We start from the raw sequence: 16,545 nt of genomic DNA on the forward strand, positions 1-16,545 counted from the left end.
CCGTAAAACGCCCCTGTGACACCGCCGCCGCCACCGCCGCCAGATGCGGCGTTTGAGGTCACGGTCACGTTGTTCAGCGTCAGGACCCCTGCGTTGAAAATCCCCCCGGCCATCGCGCCCGTGGCGCCGTAGCCACCGTTGCCGCCCGTGCCCGACACCAGCCCACGGGTGATCACCAGACCATCGAGCGTCACGGTTTTGCCCGCCGCAATTTCAATCACCCGGGTCCTGTACTGACCGTCGAGAGTCACATCCGCCACACCGTCGTTGTTCAAGTCGCCATCAACGATGATGTTCTTGTTGATCAGCAGTTCGGAGGTCAACTGCACCGTCATGCCGGTGCTGAAAGTGACGGTATCGCCGTTCTGCGCCGAAGCGATGGCGGCACGCAACGAGCCCACGCCGGTGTTGGCGTTGTTGGTGGCCGTCCAGCTCGCCAGGCCCCACTGATAGTCGCTCATGGCCATTTTCGACAGCACGTTGGCGCTTTCGATATTGCCGGTGGCGATCTCCAGATCCCAGTCGCCACCCACGCCGGTACGGTTGCTGGACGCCGCTACATCACGGCCGGTCAATTGCGCCAGGGAATCGACGAAGTTCAAACCCCGTTCACCCTCGGCGGTGTAGCAGCCGTAGATCAGGATGTCGCCGCCGACGTTCATGTCCTTGCCGATTTCCGCCAGCACCGCGCTGCGGGCCGCGACGTTGTCGGCTGACAGGTAACTGTTCCCCAGCCACAGATCGCCCGCATTGCCGTGGGCGATGATCTGTACCGAGCTGATGCCCTGATGGGTGTCCAGGTAATCGGCAATCTGCTGCAAGCCGTCCTTGGTGGCATCGAGTTGAACCACCTGAGTACCGGGCGCCACACCTTTGAGCAGGCTGTCGGCATCCTTGACCCGGGAATCGACGAACACCACGCTCTGTCCCGGCACGGCAACGGGCGCCACGGCAGGCGTGGCATCGGCCTGGCCGTGGGTGTCCTGGCTGGCGACCGGTTTTTCCGCAACGGGCGGCTTGGCCGCGTCGGCCGTGGTGTGGCTGTCAGCCTGGGCGCTATCGGCCACCGTGGCCGCGACCGCGCCGTCGAACAGCATTCGCGGTTCCAGGGACATGATCATTGGAGAGGCCAGCGCTCGTGCGCCTTTGGTAATCCGTGACTTGCCGTTGCTCCACCACATGTTACTCACCCGGACTCGAACGTTTTTTCTGCGTAAACGAAAACGCCGCGATCAACTGATCGCGGCATCGGCTTTCATACGAATGACATTGGCGGCGCTGGCAGAGCCATCGAGCCAGAAGGACAATTCTGCGTACTGCTTGAACAAATCCGGCGGCAAAATCGTGCGCCGCGATTGCAACTCGACTTTGGGTTTGACCTTGTGCAGGCCGGACACACCGAGGGATTGATCGAACTCCGGCGCGTCGTAGGCCAGGTGGTCGAAATCGTGCTCGAACCAGGGCTCGCCAATGAAGTCGTAGACCAGCCGCATCACCCGGTCAGGCGCTTGAGTCAGCAGGTCGTAATCGACGATCAGCAGCGAGTCGGCGTGTTCACCGTAATAGGCTTCCTTGAGCGCCGCCCAGGCAAAACCGACCAGGCGATTGCGTTGGGCGAGGGTTTCGCAGCGGCTGTAGACCGTGTTGCGTTCGACCGCATCGCCAAACAGCTTGGTGTTTTCAAAAGGGTTGGCGCGATAAAGACGCTCGATGCTGTCCATGACCCAGGCAACGTTGCGCACACAGGCAATGACCTTGGCTTGCGGGAACAGATCGCTGATGGCCGGCAGGCGCGAACTCCACAAGCGGTTGGTGTCGAACACCACCGGTTTGTCGGCCTTGTCGGCGTAGAAGGAGTCAAACAGGCCGCGAAGCAAACGGCGGCGCAGGTCGGTATCGATCACCGCGCCGAACTCGCTGCCGGCGCTGCATTGTTCAAGGACACCGGAAAAGAGTGAGCCGACGGGGCTGGTCATGCCGGCATGGAAACGCGGGTTCTGCAAAAGGATTGCAGAAAGCAGGGTCGAGCCCGAGCGCGGCAAGCCGGAAATAAAATGGAACTGCTGCAATCCCTTCACCCTAGTCATAAGTCCTTTATGTATGACGGAGCGTAGACCATGAATGGCCTTAGAAGTAGTGGTGTTTTGATATCAAATCGAAGTTACGGCGCTGACTAAAACGCGTTTTTTATTACTGCTTGTGAGGTGAATCGTTTAAGCATTCCACCGGCTCAATGCAGTACGAACAATCGCGCAGTGGCGCCTCCCGCCTGTGTTTCGCCCGAGCGCTGCCAGCCTGAGGGCAACGGCGCGAATTCGTCCGGAACATCGACGGTGCCAATCAGCCAGACCCGGCCACTGCCCTTGGGCAAGCGGTCGAGACTGTCGAGGTACGTGTCCTGAGTCACCAATGTGCCGAAGCCATAGGCGTTCGGCCGGCTCGAAGCGCCATTGGCCAGCGGCGGAGTGAACAGCAGCGGCTTGGCCTCGGTGCGGTTGTAATAGACGTAACTGAGGTACCAGAGCATGTCGCTGGTGACGATCCGGTCACCGGTCACGAAGTGCTGGTTCACGTAGTCGACCATGACGTTGATTTGATCATTGGTGTCCACCGTGGCGTTGTTCTTCAGGCCCACCAGTTCAACACCGACAAACAGCACCAGCACCGTCACGGCCAGCACCCGAAAGCCTGAATACAGACGATCAACCGCCAACGCGACAATCATCGGCAGCCCCAGGGCATACGCCGTCAGGTAGCGCTCGATAAATACCGGCGTGATAAACGAAACCCCGAACACCAGCAGCAACGGCAACGCCGTGTAGATCACCAGCAGAGCGCTGCCACGAAAGACACTGCGGTCCCGCGCCAGCGCCACCCCCACAATGGCCAGTAACGCCAGCGGCATCGCGATGAACATTAGCGTCGGCAGGTTCTCGCCATCGTCCTGGATCAGGAACGACCAGAACATCGAAGGCAACGAGCCGAACGTGACAGGCGTTTCCCAGCCCACGTCGCCGTTGGCCTTGAGCTGATCCAGGTGCTGAAGCAGATCGATCAGGCTCGGCGCCCACGGCAGGTACAACAACACGATCGCGACATTCGCCAGCCACCAGCCGGGGCGTTGAACATGGCGCAAGCGATGCCCCGGCTGGACGCGGATCAGCCCCAGATACAGCCAGTGGCAGAGCACGCACAGGGCCGTGAAGTAGTGGGTGTAGAACGCAGCAGTCATCAACAGCACATACGCCACCAGATATCGCCTGCGATGCGGGCGCCTGATCCAGTAGGCCAGGGCAATCGTCGCGCCGATCAGCCACAGCCCAAGCAGCGAATACATACGCACTTCCTGGCTGTAGCGCACCGCCGTGGGCAACAGTGCCAGCAGGAAACCGGCCAGCAGCGCTGCACGGCGAGTGGCGAGCAAATCCATCAGCCAGACGCCGAGCCACACCGTGACGATGCCGGGCAAGGCGCTGAGGCAGCGGATCGAAAAAATGCCGTCGCCGAACAACCCGACCCAACCATGCAGCAGCAGGAAATACAGCGGAGGGTGCACGTCATGGGCCGCATGGACCCAGATGTCGGCCACTGAATACTGACTCAGCAGCAGGCTGGACCCTTCATCGCCCCAAATAGCGGCCGCCGTCAGGTCGTAGAAACGCACCAGCGCCGCCAACGCCAGGATCGGCAACAGCCAGTGCTCCTGCGCCCAGCGCAACCAGCGCTGAACAATCGCCCAGATGCCGGGGGCTGCGTGCGGCTCATGGGTGCCGCCAAACGGTGTTTCTCTGCGCGCCTCCATTACCCCCCCTGAAACAGCCCTCGACCACCCTGCCTGTTGATCACTTTAGGACGGCGCCGGTTCGTCGTCGATGCCGGTTTTGCGACCAGCGACATTCGGCCGTGAGGCGCATCAACTACGCTCTGGTTTGGCGTGACTCAGCCAGGGAAATGAATGGAGTCGGCTGATCGCAACGATGGTTCCGGACGTCCGGACCACGCTTGTGGCGCGCCAGACAACTAACCTGAGGGATGAGGAACTATGGAAGTATTCATCGGCACTATCCAGCCTTTCGCCTTTAACTACGCGCCCAGCGGCTGGGCCTTGTGTAATGGCCAGACGCTCTCTGTCCAGCAATACAACGCACTGTTCGCGCTGCTGGGCGTCAACTTCGGAGGCAATGGCGTCTCCAACTTCATGCTGCCCAACCTGCAAGGCCGAATGCCGGTGTGCATGGGTAACGGGCTGAACCTGACCCCACGCGTCATCGGCGAGTTCTCCGGGACCGAGAACGTCACCGCGACCATCACCAACCTGCCCAATCACACCCACGCCCTGTCCGGGCTGACGGCCACCACCACCCTGCAACTGGCCAGCCCGGCGAGCAACCCGGTCACCACCCCCACCGCGACCAACTCGTATATCGGCGCCTCCGGCGGCGGACCGGGCTCGGCGAGCATTTACTCCGATCAGCAAGGTGCGGCGGCCGTGCCGCTCAAGGGTGTGGCCACGACGGTCACCGGGGAAATCTCGTCCGCCGGCAACGGCCTGCCCATGGCAACGATGAACCCGTTCCTGGTGCTGAACTTCAGCATTGCCCTGGAAGGGCTGTTCCCTTCGCGCGGTTGAAATCCGGCCGGGGGATTCAACGCCCCCGGTCACTTTCATTTTGGGAGTGACGCCATGCTGCAACAGGTTCAACACCAACACTTTCAGGCGCTTCTGGGAAAGACGGGGACGCTGCGGTTGCCGGATGGCAGTGAGCTGCCGATCCATATCGACAGCCTTGAAGAATCACCCCGGTCGCGGATGCCGAATAGCGAGCGCATGCCGTTCCGGGTCGAGTTCAACAGCCTGCAACCCACGGAGTTTGTAGATGGGTTGTGTGCGCTGGAGTTACCGGAACTTGGCTACGTGGAGGATATTTTTGTCTCGCGGGTGCCCGCCATGGGGCGTGATCCGGGCGTGGGATATTTCTACATCGCATTCAACTGATTCACAGGGATCAAAATGTAGGAGCGAGACCGGCTTGCCGGCGAAGGGGCCTTCACACTCAACATCACTGCTGAATGATCCACCGCTATCGCGAGCAGGCTCGCTCCCACAAGGTCATGGTTGTATTCAGCCATTGGGATACCACACCAACCGCTCCGCCGCCGGATTACGCTCTTCAACCTGAAACCCCAGCGCCAGGTAATGCTGGCGCGCGTGGGCATTGTTGGCCCAGACCACCGTGGCCACCGGGCAGCGAATCTGCTGCGCTGCTTTCTGCACCCCTTGCAGCACCGCCCGACCGTAACCCTGGCCACGAGCCTGCGGGATGAACGCCAGGTACAGCACGCGGATTTCATTGGGACCAAAATCAGTGGTCAACGCACCGATGGCCGTGTCGAGTATTTCGATCACGTAGTGCATCGCATTGGGGAAGTGCTCCCCCAGCCCTTGTTCCTGTACCTGGAATTGCTGGGCGACGACCTGCTCAACCACCTCTCGCTCGCCGTCGATCCATTGCAGATCCGGTCGTGCCGATTGGTAAAGCCTGTGCAGAAAAGGTCCATCGTTAACGCGCGACGGCCGCACCACCAAACCGTCGGCCACCACAGCATCCGTGTTCGCCATCGCTGCTCTCCCTAGAAACCGCTTTCCCTGACACCCAACGCGGCCATCCGCCGCCAGGCAACGCCCAGCAAAGACTCGCCGCTCCCCTGCAACACCACCACGCCACGCAAAGGTTGAAGCGGCGTCGGGGTGGCCTCGAGGGTGTTCAGCCGCGCGCCGTATTGTCCCTGTACCGGCTCGGCCCGTTGCGAGGCATCCCGGCGCACGGCAATCGGCCCGTGGTGATCGGAGGTCAATGCCTCCTGATCGACATAGGTCGCACCGTTGGTGTCGATTTCGGTCAATTGCACCGCGATCGCCGGGTGCATCGGATCATCGGCGATAAACCGCCCACTGGCGCCCGGGGCAACACGCCACAACTCAGCTTCGGCCAGATAACCCCGCAGCCGTGCGCCGTCTTCCACCACCCGCGCCAACGGATCTTTGGGCGACAACCAGCGGCCGGCGGACAACTGCGGCAACAGATCTCGCACCTTGCCCGCCTGCGGCGCCCGAATCAGCAGCCGCTCCCGCTGCGCAGCCAACCCACGGTACTCGGCCACGGCCTCCGCCAGACGCTGCTCGACAATGCCCGCATCGGCGGCGGTTTCGCTACGACTTGCCTGGCGGCGCATCTGCAATTGCTGGATCTGGATTTCGCGACGGACGATGGCCTGGCGCGAATCCAGATCCGGCGACACCAATTCGATCAGCACATCGCCCTGAGCCACCACCTGACCGTCACTGACATTCACCTGCCTGACCCGCGCCGCCACCGGCGCATGCAAGGTACTGACGCGCCCGGCCTCGAGCATCGACGGCAGTTCCACGGCACTGCGCCAGGGTAGCGCCAGAAACAACACAAACGCGGCCAGCCCCAACGCACTCAACAACACCCGCGACACATGGGCGTGCTCACGCTGGCTCCACCACTCGCGCCACTCGCGCACGATAGGCAGAAAGATGAACCACACCAGCTCCACCAGCATCAGGAAAATCCCCAGGAGCTTGAAGAACAAGTGGTACACCGCCAGCGCAATCCCGAAAAACAGCACCGCGCGCCACAACCACGTTCCATAACCCCAGACCAGCAAACGCCGCCGCATCGTCGGCGACCAGGGTTCCGGAGCCGGTGCGCCGTAGCCGAACAAGGTCTCACGCAGATGCCAGCGGCACAGGGCAAAGGCTCGCCCTTGCAGGTTCTCCACGTCCCAGAAATCACTGAGCAAAAAGTAGCCGTCGAACCGCATGAACGGATTGAGGTTGATCACCAGCGTGGTAATCCAGGTGGCACTGGCGAGCATGAACGCCGCCGTGCGCGCCGGCCCGTCGGGCAACAGCGACCAGGCGAGCAGCGCGATGCTCGCCAGCAGCAGTTCGGCCAACACGCCACCGGCCCCGATCAGCAATCGGGCACGTCGATCATTGACTCGCCAGGCATCGCTGACATCGGTGTAGAACATCGGCAGCAGCACCATGAACGCCACACCCATGCTTTGCACCCGACAGCCCGCGCGCTTGGCCATGAACGCGTGGCCGAATTCGTGGCACAGCTTGGCAAAGAACAACGCCACGCCGAAGGCCAGCGCGCCACCCAGGCTGAACAAATGGGGGAAAGTCGCGATGAATCGCTGCCAATCCCGGGACACCAGAAATACCCCCAAGATCAGTGTTGCCGGCAATCCGAAGCGCAGCGTTTGCGGACCGAATCGCGACAGCCAGGGCCAGGCGCGATTGAGAAAAGCATCCGGCCGCCAAAGAGGAATCCGGAAAAACAGGTACTGATGCAACAAGACCTGCCACCACGACTGATGCTGGGCGGCGGCTTTCAAGTTGTAACTTTCACGCTGCTGCGGGTCGAGGGCGCTGATCAGATCGTGGCTGCGCAGAAAGCTCAGCAGTTGCTCCAGATCGCTGCCGGCCAACGGCAAACCTGGCTCGCGATTGGCGGCGTGCAGTATTTTTTCGGGATCGCCCAGGGACCAATGTCGCAGCAAGCGCATCGCCGCCACCCCGAGCTTGAAATAGCGACCGCGCACCGGGTCGGCCAACGTCCAGCGCGGCGAGCCGTCCAGCGCCGGTGAAGCGGGCGTCAGTTGCAAATCCGCACGCAGGCTCGGCAGGCTCATCTACAGGCCCACGCTCTGGCGCAAACCGGCCAGTGGTTTACGTAACAGGTACAGCGCCAGGGGCGCGCGATCGCCGAAGATTTTCGCCGTCCCTCGCAAGCCGATGCGCGGCGGCGCCTGATCGAAACTGGCATCGAGCCGATAGGCCAACTGCCCGCCGGCGGTGGGTTGTGCTTCGTATGCGGCGCGCTCGAGCCGGGCCGAATGCCGTTGCAACGGATCACTGTCGAGGAACAGTGCGACTTGCGCACCCGGCTCCAGGGAAATCGCATCGCTCACCGCCAGCTCGATACGCAGTTCGGCCTGGCTCGGGTCGGCGATTTCCATCAGCCGTTCGCCGGTCTGCACCGGTTTGCCGGTCCAGCGCTCGGCGTCGGCGAACACCGCGATGCCGTCGCGCTCGGCCCGCACTTCGCTGCGCTTGAGCAATTCACGGGCGTAGTCCCGTTCGGCGCGTTTTTGTTCGACGCGCGCCGCCAGCAGATCAATCTTCGAACTGGACTCGGCATCGGCAAACGAGCGCTGGGAATTGGCTTTCAATTCAGCTTCGGCAACGCCCAACGCACGTTCGGCCACATCAGCCTGAGCCTTGAGGGTGGTGCCTTCGAAGCGCAGCAACGGGTCGCCGGTTTTCACGGTCTGGTTGGGTTTGACCAGGAATTCGGCAATCACGCCGTCCAGCGGCGCAGCCACGACGCGCCCGCCCAATGGCACCACTTCGGCCGGCGCCAGCACCGATTGGCGCACCGGGATCAACATCCCGAGCACCAGCAGCGCGATCAACGCGACCTGACGTTTTCGGGTCCAGCGCAGTCGCCAGGGCTTGTGCGGTTGCAGCGCCAGCCAGGCGTGACTGTAAGTGTCGCCGAGTTGCGACAGCAGCACTTGTTCGGCCGGGTTCCACGGCAAATCCCGGGCCAGCCACAGTCCGCCGAACACTTCGTTTTGGTGATCGATCAGCGGCAGCCAGAACACCTGGGCGGCGGACAGACTTTGCCAGTCCGCCTGAATCGATTCGCTGAGCAAATCGGGCGCAATCACCCGCGCCTGCTTCAGCACATCACGCTTGAACAACTGCGCCACGGCCTGCTCGACGAACGCCACGAACGGCGCGTTCGGGTCGACGGTACTCACGCCCGTCACCGCGTGCACCTTGCCGGCAATCAACAACGCGGCATGACGAAAACCGAACAACGCCTGAGCGTCATTGACCAGGCTGTAGGCCAGTTGCGACGGAGTGCGTGCGGCGCGGGTCTGGCGTTCAAGATCGAGAAAGCGGGCGAAGACCTGTTCCGCACCGCCGCTGACCGGAGCGTTCACTTGAGCTCCGCGAAACGCGCCGTGCCGCTCATGCCGGCCAACAAGCCAGAGGCGTTGGGCAACGTCGCGACCAACAGCAAGGTCTGACTGCCCTCGTCAATTCGCGCCCCCAGTCGTTTGACCGTGGCATCGAGTGGCCGGCCGGTTTCATCGGGGACAAAACTGAACGTCTGGCCGGGCTTGAGTTTGCCCATCCAGCGCGACGGCACCAACAAATGGATTTCCAGGGTGCGGTTGTCGACCACATCGAGCAACGGCGCGCCGGCGGCAACGCTTTCAAAACGCTGAACCTTGCGCTCCACCACCTGGCCATCAAACGGCGCAACCACGCTGCAGCGTTTGACCTGAACCTGATACACCTGAGATTGCGCCTGCGTCTCGCTGAGCCTGGCCTCGGCCCGCGCCACTTCGAAACGCCCGACCGAATTCAACGCCGCCAGTTGTTTGTTGTGAGCCAACTCCTCACCGGCCCCACGGCTCGCAGCCTGCGCCGCATTGAGCTGCGCTTGATAGGCCGAACAATCGAAGCGCGCCAGCGTATCGCCCTTCTTGAACGACTCGCCCTCACTGAACGGCAACTCGACAATCCGCCCGGACAACTCACTGGCAAGCATCGCCTGATCCCTGGCCCGCAACACACCACGGGCCTCGGTGCTGGCTGCCGAACCGCTGCTGCCGACGGTGCTGCTGTCCAACAGCGGATCGTCTGGCACGGGCGTTTGCGCCTGAGCAGTACACGTTAAAATGGTCAATCCGATAACCCACACACGAACTCGTCGCATAACCGTAACTCCCTGACGGATGAGCGGAGTCTATGACAGCGTGGGTGAGCGTCAAGTGGGTGGGAGTTTTTACCTGATAGAGCGTGTGTTATTGCTAGCAACCATTTCCTTACGGGCAATCGAGACGTGTCCTACGTCATCCGCTGCCAATCAACTATTGCAACCCTCAACACTCAGCTTTTAATCTCTCCCTACCACTGAACCCTGTACGCAGCGATTAAATTCGCTGGCAGTCAGGGGTGAAAAAACCGGCTCCGGCCGGTTTTTTCGTTTTTCCAAATGCACATTAGCGTTGCGCCATCTCCCCCACCGGATACACCGACTCCCATCCCCCACCCAACGCCTTGTACAACCCGACCATCGCCAGCGACACCCCGGTCGAACTTTCGACCCATTGCTGCTGAGTCGCCAGCAATTCACCTTGCACGGTGAGTACGTTGACGAAATCCACCACGCCTTCCACGTACTGCTGTTGCGCGGTGCGCAGGGCGATCTGGTTTTGGCGTACGGCTTCGGCGAGGCTGTCGCGGCGCAGTTGGCTGGCGTTGTAGGCGGTCAGTTGATCGTCGATTTCGTGCCAGGCGCGCAGCACGGTTTGTTGGTAGGCGATGGCGGCTTCCTGTTGTTGCGCTTCACGCAAATTCAGCACACCGCGCAGGCGACCGCCGTCGAACAGCGGCAGGCTGAATTGCGGGCCGATGCCGAAAGCACGTGAGCCCCATGAGCCGAAGTCGCTCAGTTGCATGGCCTGCGAACCGAGGTTGCCTGACAAGGTGATGCGCGGATAGAAATCGCCCTTGGCCACGCCAATGTTTGCGGTGGCGGCATGCAAGCGGGCTTCGGCCTGGCGGATGTCCGGGCGGCGCTCGGCCAGTTGCGACGGCAGGCCGATGGCGACCTGACGCGGGGTTTGTGGCACCGGCGCGTCTGTGGATAACTCAGCGTGCAGCGCTTGCGGCGGCTCGCCCATCAACAGGCTCAGCGCGTTGATCAGTTGCGACTGGCGCTGCTCCAGTGCCGGCAAGCGCGATTCGATGGCCGCGACTTGCGCGGCGGCTTCGGCGACATCCAGGTCGGTGGCGACACCGTCGGCCAGGCGCAGTTGCGACAGCTTCAGGCTGTGGCGGGCGACGTCGAGGTTCTGCTCGGTGACGGCTCGTGTGCTTTGCACGCCGCGCAGTTGAATGTAGTCCTGGGCGGTTTCGGCGAGCACCGACAGCAGCACACTGCGCTGGTCGTTTTCCGCGACTTCAAGGGTGGCATCAGCCGCTTCGGTTTCGCGTCGCACACGCCCCCAGAAATCCAGTTCCCAGGAGGCCGAGAAACCTGCGTCCCACAGGTTGAACGCCGAGTCACCGTGGTGCCCCGACGGATCGCTCAGGCCTTCACCGCTGTTGCGTTTGCGCCCGTAGCTGCCGGTGGCGGCGGTGTTGGGATAGCGTTCGGCGGTGATCACCTGGCGCGCGGCGCGGCTTTGCTGCAAACGGCTGCTGGCGAGTTTCAGGTCGAGGTTGTCGGTCAGAGCGCGTTGGGTCAGGGCCGAGAGTTTCGGGTCCTGGAAAACTTCCCACCAGCGTTCGTCCATATGAGCGGTTATCACTTCACTGGCGGCGGCTTTCGATGGTTTCGACCATTCGGTAACTTGCCGGGCTTGAGGCTTCTGGAAGTCAGGGCCGATGGTGCAGGCGGTGAGGCTCATGACCAACAAGGCGCAAAGGGTCAGCTGAAGCTGACGGCCCCTTCGCGAGCAGGCTCGCTCCCACATTGAGGTTGAGTCATGCACACAATCACTGCTCAAAAGGAGATCCCCTGTGGGAGCGAGCCTGCTCGCGATGAGGCCAGCCCGGTTAACAAACATCTTCATCGTTGCGCAACCTCATGCTTGCCAGTTTCAGCCGTATCAATACTCGCCTCCACCGACATCCCCACCCGCAACCGCTCAGCCAATGGCTGCCCCGGATCGAGGACGATTTTCACCGGTATCCGCTGCACAACCTTGGTGAAATTGCCGGTCGCGTTGTCCGGTTTGATCGACGCAAACGTCACCCCGGTGGCCGGCGCAATGCTCTCGACTCGACCGCGCAACGCTTCGCCGCCAAGGCTGTCGACGTGCACCTGCACACCCTGCCCCGGCTGCACCTCAGTCAGTTGGGTTTCCTGGAAATTGGCGACCACATACGCTTGCGCCAGCGGCACCACGGCCAGCAGCTTGCTGCCCGGCGTGACATACGCACCGACACGCACCGCACGCTCGCCCACCATGCCATCCTGCGGCGCGACGATGCGCGTATAGGACAGCTCGTAGCTGGCCATTTCCAGGGCCGCTAGCGCCCGTTTCAATCCACCGTCGGCGGCGTCACGCTGGGCGGTGAGGATCTCCACTTGCTTGCGCTCCGCCGACAGCACCGCTGTGGCATTGGCTAACCGGGCGCGGGCTTGATCAATACGCGTACGTGCTTGCTGAGCATTCTGAACCGTACCCGCGCCAACGCCGGCAAGGTGGTTGTAGCGGTTCAATTCATGCTCGGCGAACGCCATTTCAGCCTTCGCCGACACCACCGTGGCTTGCGCCTGCGCAATCACTGATGTCTGGCGCTCAAGGGTCGCCCGAGCGTTTTGCAGTTGCGCCCGCGCCACCAGCGTTTCGGCGTCGGCGGCCTGAGCGGCAGCGCGCAGGTCGCGGTCATCGATCAGCGCCAGCAACTGCCCGGCCTTGACCTGCTGGTTGTCTTCCACCAGCACTTCCTTGATGAACCCGGCGACGCGGGGCACGACCAACGTGAAGTCGGCAGAGACAAAGGCGTCATTGGTGTTCTGTTGCGTACGCTTGCCAAAAATTCCCGGCGCCAGCAGATACACCAGCACGCCGACCGCCACCACGGAGGCAATTGCGACGGCGATTTTTTGCTTGGATTGAGTCGTCATAAAAACCTTCTGTTTCAGTGAAGCATTCATGTCGGCGCACGCGGCGGATAGATCCGCGTCGGCAGCCAGAAAATCAACAGGATCAGCGCCAAGGCGACGCCGCTCATGCACAGATAAAGGTCCGAGGCGGTCAGCACCACGGCTTGCTCATGCAGCCGGTGGGCAAGGCCCGCGCTGTCGCTGTCGACCAACGGCGAGTTGCCGAGACGGTCCACCAGCATGGTCGAATGAAAATGCAGCCGCGATGTGGTCAGCGCGTCGATTACGCCAGTCGCGATCACCGCCGACAGGCCTTTGACGGTGTTGAACCAGGCCGAAGCGAACGGCCCTTCCATCGGGCTGATGCTGCCGGTCGAGAGCATCAACAGCGGCAACACCGCCATCGGCTGACCGAAGATTTGCAGCAGTTGCAGCACGTAGAAATCGTCGCGAATCCACGCCGATGTCAGTTGCGAGCCACCGACGCACGACAGCGCCAGCATGCTCAGGCCGATCCCCAACACCCAGCGGCAATCCACCCGGCGCAGGTTGCACAGCGCCGCCACCAACGGCAGCGCAAGCAACTGTGGCAGCGCCGCCAGCAACATGACCGGTGCGGTCTGCACCGGGCGATAACCCTGGACCTGCGCGAGGTAACTGGACGGAATGATGATCACCGCCAGCAAAATCACCAGCACACCCGCCAGGGTCAGCAAGGCGAACGACAGGTTGCGGATGCCGAGCATCTGCATCTTGAAAAAAGGCGTCGGCTGCGACCATTCGTTGATCAGGAACAGCACCAGCAACACCAGCCCGCCGCCGAGCAATCCGCAGATCAGGGTCGATTCGAACCAGTCCAGCCGATTGCCCTGCAGGATGCCCATCACCAGCATGCAGATCGCCGGAAAACCCAACAGCAATCCGCGCCAGTTGAACTGCTTGAAACGCTCAAGGCGCAGCGGATCCTGGGGTAAACCGTAGGCCACCGCTGCCATGGCGAGCAGGCACGGCGCGATGATTTGCCAGAACGTCCACTGCCAGCCGACATGCTCGGTCCACAACCCGGCCAGTGGCGTGCCGAGCCCCGGACCGAAGGTGGCCGTGAGGGCATACCCGGCCAGACCGTAGAGCTTCACGTTGGCCGGTAAAAAACGCAGGGCGACGGTCATCAACATCGGCGGCAAGGCACCGCCCGCCAGGCCTTGCAAAGTGCGCATGAGCAGCAGGCTTTCGTAGTTCGGGGCGAACGGACACAGCACGCCCAACAACGTGAACACGCTGATCGCGCAGAGGGTGAAGCGCCGCAACGAGAACGTCACCGAGCACCACGGCGCGAACGCCATCGCGGCCACCGAGGTCGCGGTGTAACTGGCGACCAGCCAGGTACCTTCGTCATAGCCGATGGCCAATGCGCCGCGAATGTCGGCGAGGGCGACCTTGGTCACCATCTCGTTGAGGCCCGACACCAGCACCGCCAGCAACACACCCACCAGGCCGATGATGATTCGCGGACCGAAGACCGGTGGCGTCACGGCGACCATTGGGCTGGCCACGGCGAGAGCTGCCGGGGCCGTGAGGGAAGTCATTACTGCAAGCTCCGGGATGTGAATGTCGGAGCATTTTAAGAAGCGCGGGACCTGACGAAAATCAACTTATTGGCAGGTTATAAGTGCGCCCCACGCAGCAATACAAAACCCCTGTAGGAGCCGGCTTGCTGGCGATAGCGGTGTATCAGTCGATGAAAATGTTGAATGAAAAATCGCTATCGCCAGCAAGCCGGCTCCTACAGGGGCCCGTGTTCAGTCTGATGTGGGTTGCGCGGCCAGCCATGTCGCGTCGCAGCACGCCTTGAGCGTTTCACGCATCCAGCGATGCGCCGGGTCTTTGTCGAAACGCGGGTGCCAGGCCTGGGTCAGCATGAGGGTCGGCAACGGGATCGGCAGGGTGAACGAGCGCAATTTCAAGCCCAGCCGCCGCACGCTCAGCAGCGCTTCCTTGGGCACCGGCAGAATCAGATCGGAATCAGGCAAGGCAAACATCGCCGCATGGAAACTCGGCGCGATCACCGCCACTCGCCGCTCCAGGCCCAAGGCATTGAGCGCGGTATCGATCGGGCCGCGAGCAATCCCGCGCCGGGACATGCTGATGTGAGAAAACCCGGCAAAACGCTCGGCGGTGATTTCTTCGTCGAACAGCGGATGGTCTTCGCGCACCAGGCCGACAAAATGGGTGGAGAACAGGTTCTGGACCTTCACTTCCGGCATGAGCGGCCGATTGTTGCTGACGCTCAGATCGATGCGCCCTTCACGCAACGCTTCGTCATCCCCATCGCCCTCCGGAACGAAGCGCAATTCGCAGTGCGGCGCCTGACGCTCCATGGTGTCGAACAGCTTGCCGCCGTAGACACCGACAAAGAAATCGTTGGCGCGAATGCTGAAGCGTCGGCGCAAACTGCCCAGCTCCACGTCATCGGCGGAACGGAACAGCAACGCGGCCTGTTCGACCACCTCCCGCACCTGCTCGCGCAACGCCAATGCCTTAGGCGTAGGCACCAGACCGCGGCCGGCACGCACCAGAATCGGATCGCCGATGGCTTCGCGGATTCGTGTGAGCGTGCGGCTCATGGCCGCCGGGCTGAGGTTCATGCGGCGCGCGGCGCCCACCACACTGCCTTCGTCGAGCAAGGCGTCGAGGGCGACCAGAAGATTCATGTCCGGGAGTTGCATGCTGAGCACTCTTGGCCTGGCTGGATTGACCTGGACGCAATGCTAGCAAACATCTTCCATTTTTTGTTTTGGCAGGTCTGGCCCCATCGCGAGCAGGCTCGCTCCCACATTGGTTTTTCGTTGTGTACAAAATCTGCTTCCACTGGAGATCCCCTGTGGGAGTGAGCCTGCTCGCGATGGGGCCTGACCAAACACCACAAAACTCAGCGCTGCATCCCCCAACGCTTCACCGTCACCCGCTCCAACGAATCAAACACCAGATTCTCCACCAGCAATCCAATCAGGATCACCACCGCCAACCCGGCAAACACCTTGTCGGTGTACAGCTCATTACGATTCTGAAAGATGTACCAACCCAAACCGCCCTTGCCACTGGTCGCGCCAAACACCAACTCAGCGGCGATCAGCGTGCGCCAAGCAAAGGCCCAGCCGATTTTCAGCCCGGCGAGAATCGACGGCAGCGCCGCCGGAATCAGGATGAACAACACGAAACGCATGCCCTTCAAACCGTAATTTCGCCCGGCCATGCGCAAGGTTTCCGAGACACCCAGGAACCCCGCGTAGGTGTTCAACGCCAACGCCCAGAGCACCGAATGCACCAGCACGAAAATCAGGCTGTTCTGCCCCAACCCAAACCACAGCAGCGCCAGCGGCAGCAGCGCAATGGCCGGTAGCGGGTTGAACATCGAGGTCAGCGTACTCAGCAGATCGCGACCGAACTGTGTCGACACCGCCAAGGTGGTCAGGGCAAACGCCAGGACGATGCCGATCAAATACCCCTTCAGCAACACCACCAGCGAAATCCACACCTTGCCTAGCAATTCGCCGCTGAGCAGGCCGTCATACAGCGCAACGGCAGTTTGCAGAAAACTCGGCAGCAGCAAGTCGTTGTTCTGAATGCGGGCAACCACTTCCCACAGCACCGCGAGCAAAATCAGGATCAGGCTTTTGCGAATCCAGCCCTGCTGCCACAGGCGTTGACCCAGGGGCAACTCACGCTCCAGCGGGACGCTGGTCAGCGGCTGCAAAACGGTTTCGAACTCTTCACGCGCAGATGATAACTGGCTCATCGGGCACTCCTCTCA

Annotated in this window: 14 protein-coding genes; 2 read left to right on the forward strand and 12 right to left on the reverse strand. The window is 61.9% G+C overall.

Annotation, left to right across the window (positions count from 1 at the left end):
* The 3 genes from KGB25_RS23505 to KGB25_RS23515 all read right to left on the reverse strand — a co-directional run.
* Nucleotides 1-1,181: DUF4347 domain-containing protein (locus KGB25_RS23505; protein WP_223436904.1), on the reverse strand; the 1,181-nt coding region annotated here is incomplete at its 3' end.
* A gap of 51 nt (nucleotides 1,182-1,232) precedes the next feature.
* Nucleotides 1,233-2,078: a sulfotransferase family protein gene (locus tag KGB25_RS23510; RefSeq protein WP_411740545.1), complete on the reverse strand. Its 846-nt coding sequence runs from the start codon at nucleotides 2,076-2,078 to the stop codon at nucleotides 1,233-1,235.
* 152 nt (nucleotides 2,079-2,230) lie between these two features.
* The gene (locus KGB25_RS23515) at nucleotides 2,231-3,802 is read right to left on the reverse strand and encodes a glycosyltransferase family 39 protein (protein WP_223436908.1); all 1,572 of its coding nucleotides are present in this window, start codon (nucleotides 3,800-3,802) and stop codon (nucleotides 2,231-2,233) included.
* Between the two features lie 240 nt (nucleotides 3,803-4,042).
* Here KGB25_RS23515 and KGB25_RS23520 point away from each other — a divergent pair, with 240 nt between their 5' ends.
* Both KGB25_RS23520 and KGB25_RS23525 read left to right on the forward strand, forming a co-directional pair.
* Entirely contained in the window at nucleotides 4,043-4,630 is a 588-nt protein-coding gene (locus KGB25_RS23520; protein ID WP_008039652.1) for a phage tail protein, read from the forward strand.
* 54 nt (nucleotides 4,631-4,684) lie between these two features.
* Nucleotides 4,685-4,996, forward strand: a complete 312-nt coding sequence (locus KGB25_RS23525) for a DUF6916 family protein (protein ID WP_207285554.1) — start codon at nucleotides 4,685-4,687, stop codon at nucleotides 4,994-4,996.
* Nucleotides 4,997-5,122: 126 nt separating this feature from the next.
* Here the strand turns inward: KGB25_RS23525 and KGB25_RS23530 are convergent, their stop codons facing one another.
* The 9 genes from KGB25_RS23530 to KGB25_RS23570 all read right to left on the reverse strand — a co-directional run bounded on the left by KGB25_RS23530 (nucleotide 5,123) and on the right by KGB25_RS23570 (nucleotide 16,530).
* Nucleotides 5,123-5,620, reverse strand: a complete 498-nt coding sequence (locus tag KGB25_RS23530; protein WP_223436910.1) for a GNAT family N-acetyltransferase — start codon at nucleotides 5,618-5,620, stop codon at nucleotides 5,123-5,125.
* Nucleotides 5,621-5,631: 11 nt separating this feature from the next.
* Nucleotides 5,632-7,728 carry an efflux RND transporter periplasmic adaptor subunit gene (locus KGB25_RS23535; protein WP_223436912.1) on the reverse strand — a complete coding sequence of 699 codons (2,097 nt, stop codon included), beginning with the start codon at nucleotides 7,726-7,728 and terminating at the stop codon, nucleotides 5,632-5,634.
* Nucleotides 7,729-9,048 (reverse strand): efflux RND transporter periplasmic adaptor subunit, encoded by a 1,320-nt coding sequence (locus KGB25_RS23540; protein WP_223436914.1) that lies wholly within the window; start codon nucleotides 9,046-9,048, stop codon nucleotides 7,729-7,731. It lies immediately after the preceding gene.
* Nucleotides 9,045-9,830 (reverse strand): efflux RND transporter periplasmic adaptor subunit, encoded by a 786-nt coding sequence (locus KGB25_RS23545; protein ID WP_008039635.1) that lies wholly within the window; start codon nucleotides 9,828-9,830, stop codon nucleotides 9,045-9,047. The genes KGB25_RS23540 and KGB25_RS23545 overlap by 4 nt, the downstream gene beginning before the upstream one ends.
* A 286-nt stretch (nucleotides 9,831-10,116) precedes the next feature.
* Entirely contained in the window at nucleotides 10,117-11,694 is a 1,578-nt protein-coding gene (locus tag KGB25_RS23550) for an efflux transporter outer membrane subunit (protein ID WP_223436916.1), read from the reverse strand.
* Nucleotides 11,691-12,755, reverse strand: a complete 1,065-nt coding sequence (locus tag KGB25_RS23555) for an HlyD family secretion protein (protein ID WP_207285549.1) — start codon at nucleotides 12,753-12,755, stop codon at nucleotides 11,691-11,693. The genes KGB25_RS23550 and KGB25_RS23555 overlap by 4 nt, the downstream gene beginning before the upstream one ends.
* 26 nt (nucleotides 12,756-12,781) lie before the next feature.
* On the reverse strand, nucleotides 12,782-14,320 hold the full coding sequence (locus tag KGB25_RS23560) for an MFS transporter (protein ID WP_223436918.1): 1,539 nt from the start codon (nucleotides 14,318-14,320) through the stop codon (nucleotides 12,782-12,784).
* Nucleotides 14,321-14,533: 213 nt separating this feature from the next.
* Nucleotides 14,534-15,460, reverse strand: a complete 927-nt coding sequence (locus KGB25_RS23565) for a LysR family transcriptional regulator (protein ID WP_192226630.1) — start codon at nucleotides 15,458-15,460, stop codon at nucleotides 14,534-14,536.
* 203 nt (nucleotides 15,461-15,663) lie between these two features.
* The gene (locus KGB25_RS23570; protein ID WP_207285547.1) at nucleotides 15,664-16,530 is read right to left on the reverse strand and encodes an ABC transporter permease; all 867 of its coding nucleotides are present in this window, start codon (nucleotides 16,528-16,530) and stop codon (nucleotides 15,664-15,666) included.
* Nucleotides 16,531-16,545 lie beyond the last annotated feature (15 nt).

Source organism: Pseudomonas sp. BF-RE-21 (assembly GCF_019947305.1).
In the GTDB taxonomy this organism is placed as follows: Bacteria; Pseudomonadota; Gammaproteobacteria; order Pseudomonadales; family Pseudomonadaceae; genus Aquipseudomonas; species Aquipseudomonas migulae.

Coding starts and splice junctions, on each gene's coding strand:
- KGB25_RS23550 (WP_223436916.1), bottom strand. CDS start 11,694: ATGAAGATGTTTGTTAACCGGGCTGGCCTCATCGCGAGCAGGCTCGCT.
- KGB25_RS23560 (WP_223436918.1), bottom strand. CDS start 14,320: ATGACTTCCCTCACGGCCCCGGCAGCTCTCGCCGTGGCCAGCCCAATG.
- KGB25_RS23545 (WP_008039635.1), bottom strand. CDS start 9,830: ATGCGACGAGTTCGTGTGTGGGTTATCGGATTGACCATTTTAACGTGT.
- KGB25_RS23520 (WP_008039652.1), top strand. CDS start 4,043: ATGGAAGTATTCATCGGCACTATCCAGCCTTTCGCCTTTAACTACGCG.
- KGB25_RS23570 (WP_207285547.1), bottom strand. CDS start 16,530: ATGAGCCAGTTATCATCTGCGCGTGAAGAGTTCGAAACCGTTTTGCAG.
- KGB25_RS23555 (WP_207285549.1), bottom strand. CDS start 12,755: ATGACGACTCAATCCAAGCAAAAAATCGCCGTCGCAATTGCCTCCGTG.
- KGB25_RS23535 (WP_223436912.1), bottom strand. CDS start 7,728: ATGAGCCTGCCGAGCCTGCGTGCGGATTTGCAACTGACGCCCGCTTCA.
- KGB25_RS23525 (WP_207285554.1), top strand. CDS start 4,685: ATGCTGCAACAGGTTCAACACCAACACTTTCAGGCGCTTCTGGGAAAG.
- KGB25_RS23530 (WP_223436910.1), bottom strand. CDS start 5,620: ATGGCGAACACGGATGCTGTGGTGGCCGACGGTTTGGTGGTGCGGCCG.
- KGB25_RS23515 (WP_223436908.1), bottom strand. CDS start 3,802: ATGGAGGCGCGCAGAGAAACACCGTTTGGCGGCACCCATGAGCCGCAC.
- KGB25_RS23565 (WP_192226630.1), bottom strand. CDS start 15,460: ATGCAACTCCCGGACATGAATCTTCTGGTCGCCCTCGACGCCTTGCTC.